General features: G+C 60.9%; 9 protein-coding genes, 1 tRNA gene and 1 pseudogene. 3 read left to right on the top strand and 8 right to left on the bottom strand.

Annotated elements, in window-relative coordinates; all coding sequences use genetic code 11:
* Positions 1–361: 361 nt before the first annotated feature.
* The gene (locus WCB02_RS10705) at positions 362–718 is read left to right on the top strand and encodes a hypothetical protein (protein ID WP_423958094.1); all 357 of its coding nucleotides are present in this window, start codon (positions 362–364) and stop codon (positions 716–718) included.
* A 142-nt stretch (positions 719–860) separates the two neighbouring features.
* Positions 861–1031: a hypothetical protein gene (locus WCB02_RS10700; protein ID WP_423958092.1), complete on the top strand. Its 171-nt coding sequence runs from the start codon at positions 861–863 to the stop codon at positions 1029–1031.
* 135 nt (positions 1032–1166) lie between these two features.
* On the opposite strand, the gene WCB02_RS10695 is transcribed toward WCB02_RS10700, so the two are convergent.
* The 6 genes and pseudogenes from WCB02_RS10695 to WCB02_RS10670 all read right to left on the bottom strand — a co-directional run bounded on the left by WCB02_RS10695 (position 1167) and on the right by WCB02_RS10670 (position 4302).
* The gene (locus WCB02_RS10695) at positions 1167–1706 is read right to left on the bottom strand and encodes a DUF4142 domain-containing protein (protein ID WP_423958091.1); all 540 of its coding nucleotides are present in this window, start codon (positions 1704–1706) and stop codon (positions 1167–1169) included.
* A 188-nt stretch (positions 1707–1894) separates the two neighbouring features.
* Positions 1895–2128 (bottom strand): annotated as a pseudogene (nuoB, locus tag WCB02_RS10690) (NADH-quinone oxidoreductase subunit NuoB); the annotation flags it as partial.
* 74 nt (positions 2129–2202) lie between these two features.
* Complete coding sequence (locus WCB02_RS10685) at positions 2203–2400, bottom strand: hypothetical protein (RefSeq protein WP_423958090.1); 198 nt, start codon at positions 2398–2400, stop codon at positions 2203–2205.
* A gap of 578 nt (positions 2401–2978) precedes the next feature.
* Positions 2979–3374, bottom strand: a complete 396-nt coding sequence (locus WCB02_RS10680) for a BA14K family protein (RefSeq protein WP_423958089.1) — start codon at positions 3372–3374, stop codon at positions 2979–2981.
* Between the two features lie 188 nt (positions 3375–3562).
* Positions 3563–3757: a hypothetical protein gene (locus tag WCB02_RS10675; RefSeq protein WP_423958088.1), complete on the bottom strand. Its 195-nt coding sequence runs from the start codon at positions 3755–3757 to the stop codon at positions 3563–3565.
* A gap of 329 nt (positions 3758–4086) precedes the next feature.
* Complete coding sequence (locus WCB02_RS10670; protein ID WP_423958087.1) at positions 4087–4302, bottom strand: hypothetical protein; 216 nt, start codon at positions 4300–4302, stop codon at positions 4087–4089.
* A 140-nt stretch (positions 4303–4442) separates the two neighbouring features.
* On the opposite strand from WCB02_RS10670, the gene WCB02_RS10665 reads away from it, so the two are divergent.
* Positions 4443–5141: a DUF4396 domain-containing protein gene (locus WCB02_RS10665; protein WP_423958086.1), complete on the top strand. Its 699-nt coding sequence runs from the start codon at positions 4443–4445 to the stop codon at positions 5139–5141.
* Between the two features lie 116 nt (positions 5142–5257).
* Here the strand turns inward: WCB02_RS10665 and WCB02_RS10660 are convergent, their stop codons facing one another.
* Both WCB02_RS10660 and WCB02_RS10655 read right to left on the bottom strand, forming a co-directional pair.
* Entirely contained in the window at positions 5258–5983 is a 726-nt protein-coding gene (locus WCB02_RS10660; protein ID WP_423958084.1) for a DUF72 domain-containing protein, read from the bottom strand.
* Positions 5984–6215: 232 nt separating this feature from the next.
* Positions 6216–6300 (bottom strand) — tRNA-Leu (locus WCB02_RS10655).
* Positions 6301–6518 lie beyond the last annotated feature (218 nt).

Here is a 6518-nt window from a genome sequence, read left to right as displayed (position 1 = left end):
GCGCCGGCGACCGCCGCGGTGCCCAGGAACTTGCGGCGGGATAACAAGCCCCTCAGCACCGATCGAGCGGACATAACGGAAAAAGGCGTGTCGGCCATGGGATTGTCTCCGGTTGCGACGCAAATTGAACATGGAGGTCGGGATAGCGTTCCTAAAGCGGCCCAGGCTTTGGACTATTCGGTCTTGGATAGTCCGATCGTTGCCCTCGTCTGCAGGCATTGCCGCGCGCCCGCCGGCCTCCACGATCCTGGCGCACAGAAGATTATCCTATGTTAATCGATGGTGGTCCGAGCCCGCGTTTTTAGGAACGAATGATCTGGATCCGCATTCAAGGCTCACCTTTGTGGAGCTGTGCTGCGGCATGAAACCCCGACTCAAAATCCTGGCATTCGCAATCCTGGCAATATCCCTTCCCGTCATCTCGGTCACGGCACGGGATGACGGCCGCTATGCGGCTTCTCCGCTCAAGGCGTGGTTCGACAGTCTCCGAAGCAACAAGGGCTTGTGCTGCTCGGTGGCGGACGGGTTTGCGGTTTCCGATCCGGACTGGGAATCGAGGAACGGCCACTATCGGGTCCGGCTCGACGGCAAATGGCTGGACGTACCCGACGATGCCGTGATCACCGAGCCCAACCGCTTTGGACGGACCATGGTCTGGCCGATCAGGGACTCGCTTGGGACCTCGATCCGCTGTTTCATGCCGGGCGCGATGACTTGATGGTGGCGCAACCCGATCCATTGCCGCATTAGCAACTTTATCCGCTTCGTCCACGACGTCGAACGGAGACGGCCTGATCGGCGATCAAGCAGAGCCGGACCGGGCCAAGTCCGGTTGCGGCCGCATCTTGATTGCCAGTGCAATGAGCACGACTCTCGAGTCGGCGCGGGACAATGAGCTCGTGCTCTATGCGATCGACCTGTGCCGCGTCTGGAAGTACTGGCTTGAGGGCGGCCGGAAGCACGCGGCCGAACAGGATGCCGGCGAGGCAACCCCGGGCACCGTCGGCAGTGCCTACGTCCAGCGAGGGTAGTGGCCCGGGCAGCAGCAACACCGCCAAGCGCCCGGCGGCAGCTAACAGGTTTTTGGAGGTCGGTGCCCGCAGCGCCGGCCTCCTAGACTTGCGAAGGGTCGATCCGTTCGGCCGTCAGGAATGGCCAAGATCCTCCTAGCGGCTCGATGTCTTCTTCGAACTGAGCGATTTTGCTGCATCCAGGTGTTTTTCCAACACGTCCACCTCACCTTTTGCGTAATCGGCGGCCGCGTCTGACCGTTTGGCTTCCTTCTTGTATTCGGCAATATCCTTTTCATGGTCGGCGACCATATGCATGGCGAACATGCGGTCGAACTTCGCGCCGTTCAATTTGCTCATCCTGTCATACTCGGCCTTCTGCTTGGCGCTGGGTCCATCAGGCGGGTTCACGCCCATCGATTTCGCCGCCTCGATGGCCTTCTGATTGGCAGCGGAGTGATCGTCGGACAGCATCTGGCCATACTTCTTGACGTCGTCGCTTTGCGCATTCTGCTGAGCAAGCTGACCCATCTTGATTTCGGCATAATTGCCTTCGATCGCCTTGTCCAAGAACGCCTTGCTCGACGATCCGGCTGCGTGGGCGGCCGAAGCAAGCAGAAATGACACGGCGACGACATATACGGTACGCATGGATGGAATCCTTTGTTGCAGACGAGGTGCGAATACCCGTCCCAACTGAAAAGCCTCGCGGGTGGTTCCAATCCGGTCGCCGCCGATCGGTTGCCTGAGGCGGTGAGCTTTACCCGAGCCTGCAAGGCTCGTCGCCCCCAGCTGGACCGCGCTTTCCCCAGCTTCTCACAACCGCATGAGTGACCCGGTGGTCACCATGCGCCAGGGATAAAGGCCGGATTGGAGCTCCTGCGTCATTGCTCGATTGACCCGGTCCGCCTGATCTTCTTTTGCAGGAGCATAATGCCGTAGAGCAACGCCTCCGCCGTGGGCGGACAACCCGGGACGTAGACGTCAACAGGCACGATGCGATCAACGCCGCGGACCACCGAATAGGAATAGTGATAGTAGCCGCCGCCATTGGCGCAGGAGCCCATCGAAATCACGTAGCGCGGCTCTGGCATCTGGTCATAGATCTTGCGCAGCGCCCAAGTCCTGCAGACCGAAGAGCCCGACGTATCGCAGCCGAATGCCGGAGAGGTGCTGGTTTCATCCGGTGCCGTCAGCTGGACGGCCAGTCGATCGGCTTGAATGGCAATCGGCGGCGGGCCATTTCGTCCATCAGGCGCTCCGCATATTGCTTCATCGTCGTGCCCGCGAGCCGATGCCGGCGGCCGAGTCCATTATCCGCCATCACCTGCCGCCTGACGCTTTCGTAGTAGGCAAACAGGCTCGCGTCTGACAATTCCAGCAGCTTCATCGCCCCGCCCCAGACCGGAACACGATCAAACTATGCGACCGGTTGCTCCCGATGTCTGTGTCATAGGTTAATCTGGCGAGAAGGTTCCTGCAGCGCAAGTCAGCCTGCTCGGTGCTGGCGCGACGATCAACGGTTAGTGCCGCTATCCGTCCGCTGCGGCACCATGGGCATGGATAAACGGGCAGCATGTCTGGCGGCGGCTTCGGCCTGTCGCGTGGAGGCGGATGGCGATCCAGAACGGCGCGATCAGTGGCTCAGAGCGGCCGACAAATGGCTGGCTGTCGCCTGCGAGCGCACGGGAAAAGCGGCGATCCTGTACGAAGAGCCTGGCGGCGAGCTTCGTCATCTCCGTTCAAGTGATCCGGGCGCACGCCGGGCATAGCTGGCGCGGGGGCGAGGCGTGACGACTTCGATGCGGCTTCACACAATGCCGGACGAGACCGCCGCCCGCACTGCGTTGGGACCAAGGAAAAATCAGGCAGGCACCGAACGCAGCGAACCCGCCGCATGATGATTCGGACGAAGCTGCCGGACAGGACAGCCCTCCCGGCCAACAGCCGTCCGTCGGATCGCAGCGATCAAAGACAGGGATGCCGGCGTCCGTCATACCCCATGAAGGTTCCCGAAGCAGGATCATACGAGCGATAGCGTTCCGCACAATAGCCGTCGTTCCGGTCCATGGCATAGGCGTCGTTACCGCCGAGTGCGCGGAAAGGCGCCGTCGCCGTTTCTGCGGCGCCGCTGATCACGCCGGCCGTCGCATCGAAGGGATTGATCTGATAGCCTCGATAGAAACCGCCGTCACGATTGTGCCCGGCACCCTCATCATAGGAGGAAGGATAGTTGCTGCTGTCGGGCTCGAGGCCGTAGCGGCTTCCCGGTCCAAGGACGCCTTCGGCTTCCTGCGCCATGACGGCCGGGCCGAGCGTGGCGAACAGAATGGCAAAGGCGCCAAGCAGGCTGGATTTTCGCATGAGTTTTCTCCCTGGTGGTAAAACCCGCCAACCACTGTCACAGGCGGACGTTCCTGGGAGCGGGCTCAACAATCATCACGAACAGCGGACCGCGGCGTTTTGCAATCCGCCGGAAAAATCTGCAGCTCGACAACGGCTAATGCAGGCACTTCAACCTTGGCTCCAGGCGGAGCGCTGACCGACCTTGCTCAAAAATCATCTTTTCCGGCTCTTGAACATCGCGATATCACCCCGCTCGTCTGCGAGCCTTCGGGCGATGCCAACCATGCATCGACGCGCAAGGCTGTTTCGATCTGGCGAACCTTGCGCAAAAGCAAGATCTGCTCGCCGCCCGGCGGCAGCTTCTTCGCCTGTTCGCGCAATCGCGCGGCTTCTCCGGCCAAGCGCTCCGCCAGCGTGGTGGTCTGCTTGAAACGGCGTCCTTCTTCACCATCAAGGTCTCCAGCGTCCTCTCGTGGGATCGGCCAAGACGCTTTAACGCGTGCTCTGCCGCGACGCCTTAACCTGCGTGAATAGAGGAGGCTCTGCTTGACCGGGGGGAAACTCTGAACGGCGGCAGCGAGCAGCAGATCTGCTGGCCGGAGTCGATGCTGTTGGGATACCACGACCGGGATTGCTCACGCCGAACATCACCAGCGGACTGACGGTTCGGGCTGCCGAGCCGGACGATCATGACGGGCTTTAAGCAGCCTGCGCTGGGTCACCCGGTTTCCTAGGCCGATTTCTGCGGCTTCGTGGCCTCGATCAATGCCGTGCGCGCCACGCCGGAAAGGCTGTTCGGCGCCGTGTTGCCCTCTTGGGCGCTTTGCAGGAGCCTCTTGGCAATGGCCTTTCTCAATGCGTGATCGCCGCCATGGGGTAGAGTTCGGCAGGTCTCTTCCAGAACCACGTCCAGTCTGGCTCTCGTTCGGTCATCCAACTTCACCATGCTCAATCCTCCTGCACGAGAGGGTCCGAGCAATAGACTATCAACCGGCAGGAACCGACGAATTAACATACGATAGTGCCACTTGAGTGGGAACCAAGGCCAGCGCTGACGCTTCTCGAAGTCGGCGACAGGTCTCACTCATGCTGCATGATCTGGCGATAGCCTCACTTCTTCTCGCTGCCGCCAGCGCGATGATCATCGCCGGCGATCTGATCCGCCATCCCCAGCAGATGTGGATCATGGATCTGGTCTGGCCGGTGACGGCGCTGTTCGGCTCGCTTGCAGTAATCTGTCTTTACTTCACATTCGGTCGTGCGACGCGCGCTCATCCCGGCGCGAAGCCGGATGAGCAGCCCGCGCCATTCGCAATCATGGTCACCAAGGGCACTTTGCATTGCGGGGCCGGCTGCATGCTGGGCGATTTGTGCGCCGAGTGGCTGGCGTTCGCTGCTCCTGGTGTCGCAGTCTGGGCGGGCTGGCAATGGTTGTTCGGCGAAAAGATGTTCGCTGTCTGGGTGCTCGACTACGCGTTTGCTTATGTGCTCGGCGTGCTGTTTCAGTACTTCACGATCGCACCGATGCGAGGACTTTCGTTCCGTGACGGGCTCATTGCAGCTGTCAAGGCGGACACCATTTCCATCACCGCCTGGCAGATTGGCATGTATGGCTTTATGGCCGCCGCGCGCTTCTACATTTTCCCGCATTCGCCGCGCATGACATCGCAGACCGACAGCGCCGAGTTCTGGTTCATGATGCAGATAGCGATGATTCTGGGCTTCTTCACAGCCTATCCGGCCAATTGGTGGCTGCTCCGGATCGGCGTCAAAGAGAGGATGTAGACTGTCACACGGTGGAATTCAGCGCATCCCTGGAGCGGCCGTAACGCCGAAGCCCGGGGTTTCGTCTTGCCACCAGGACCAAACCGAACTGAGAGCGGGTCGGCCGGCTTCCGAGGTCAGTCCAGAAGCTGCCTGAGCTTGAGCGCATCGGCTGGAGCGGCACTTTTCTGATCGTTGTCGAAATAGACAAGGACGTCGCAGCCCTGTCTTTTCCAGGATTTGATGCGCGTCGCCCATTCCCGCAGCGCCTGCAGCGGATAACGGCCTTTGTATCGTCCGCCGGGGCCATGTCCTCGGATGTAGACAAAATCCGCGGTGCGCCTCCAGGGTGCAGGTGCGTCATGATGGTCGGAGAGGCAAAGCGCGATGTTTCGTTGCGACAATAGTCTCAGAATGTCAGGCCGGTACCAGGTCGGATGCCTGAATTCGAAGCTGTAGCGGCGTTGTTTCGGGAGCAATTGGAGGAATGACGCAAGCCGCTCGGCATCGGCTTCGAACCGGGGAGGCAACTGAAACAGCACCGGGCCGGCCTTCGCGCCAAGCAGCGACAGCCGCTCCTCGATCAAGGCCAGGCTGTTGCGCGAAGTCGCCGAAAGCCGCTTCCAGTGGGTAATGTACTTGGACGCCTTCCATGCGAAAACGAAATCATCGCCGGTCTGCGCCTGCCAGTTCTTGACGGTATCGAGACTCGGTGTCCGGTAGAAGACGCCATTCAGCTCGGTGGTCGGAAATTGACTGGCGTAGTATTGAAGCTGGTTCTTGAGCGCGAGCCCCTTCGGAAAAAACGTCCCGCGCCAGGAATCGTAGTGCCATCCGGATGTGCCGATCAGAATGCGTGCCATCGCAATCAGCGCGCCGCCGCGCCCCCCACCGACGAATCGCCGCTGGATCTGTTCATGCCGGCCGGCTCACCGTGTCCCAATGCTGGCCGCCCGATTGCAAGATTGACGTAGTCGTGGCTTGGCGACATCTTTCAATGGATCTTTTGGAGGGCATTGCCGACAGGCCGAACTTGAGCAATTCCGGATGCAAGCTATGGCGAGCCTGCACCGACGGACGGCTGCGGTGCCCGCGTGGTGCCCCTGGCCGGAATCGAACCAGCACTCCTTGCGGAACTCGATTTTGAGTCGAGCGCGTCTACCAGTTCCGCCACAGGGGCATTCGCGTCCCGGGTCGGAAACGGCCCGGGGCGGCGAAGCCGGCGGACTATAGCGGGCGGCCAAGGCCGGTCAACCCGCGCGGATGTGATTTTCCGCCGCCTCGACAGGCCTGATCGTGGGGACTAGAGCATGATCCGGAAAAGCGTGCTCTCGGGCGACGCCCCGAGAGTGGAAAGCGGTTTTCCGAAGATATCATGCGCAAAACAATGAGCCAGGG

Origin of the sequence: Bradyrhizobium sp., assembly GCF_049581145.1 — a bacterium.
In the GTDB taxonomy this organism is placed as follows: Bacteria; Pseudomonadota; Alphaproteobacteria; order Rhizobiales; family Xanthobacteraceae; genus Bradyrhizobium.
Note: the sequence above shows the minus strand (reverse complement) of the source record. Positions and strands in the feature narration are given on the sequence as shown.

Excerpts from the sequence above, each read along its gene's own strand:
- WCB02_RS10665 (WP_423958086.1), top strand. The coding sequence starts at position 4,443 with ATGCTGCATGATCTGGCGATAGCCTCACTTCTTCTCGCTGCCGCCAGC.
- WCB02_RS10660 (WP_423958084.1), bottom strand. The coding sequence starts at position 5,983 with ATGGCACGCATTCTGATCGGCACATCCGGATGGCACTACGATTCCTGG.
- WCB02_RS10670 (WP_423958087.1), bottom strand. The coding sequence starts at position 4,302 with ATGGTGAAGTTGGATGACCGAACGAGAGCCAGACTGGACGTGGTTCTG.
- WCB02_RS10685 (WP_423958090.1), bottom strand. The coding sequence starts at position 2,400 with ATGAAGCTGCTGGAATTGTCAGACGCGAGCCTGTTTGCCTACTACGAA.
- WCB02_RS10680 (WP_423958089.1), bottom strand. The coding sequence starts at position 3,374 with ATGCGAAAATCCAGCCTGCTTGGCGCCTTTGCCATTCTGTTCGCCACG.
- WCB02_RS10705 (WP_423958094.1), top strand. The coding sequence starts at position 362 with ATGAAACCCCGACTCAAAATCCTGGCATTCGCAATCCTGGCAATATCC.
- WCB02_RS10700 (WP_423958092.1), top strand. The coding sequence starts at position 861 with ATGAGCACGACTCTCGAGTCGGCGCGGGACAATGAGCTCGTGCTCTAT.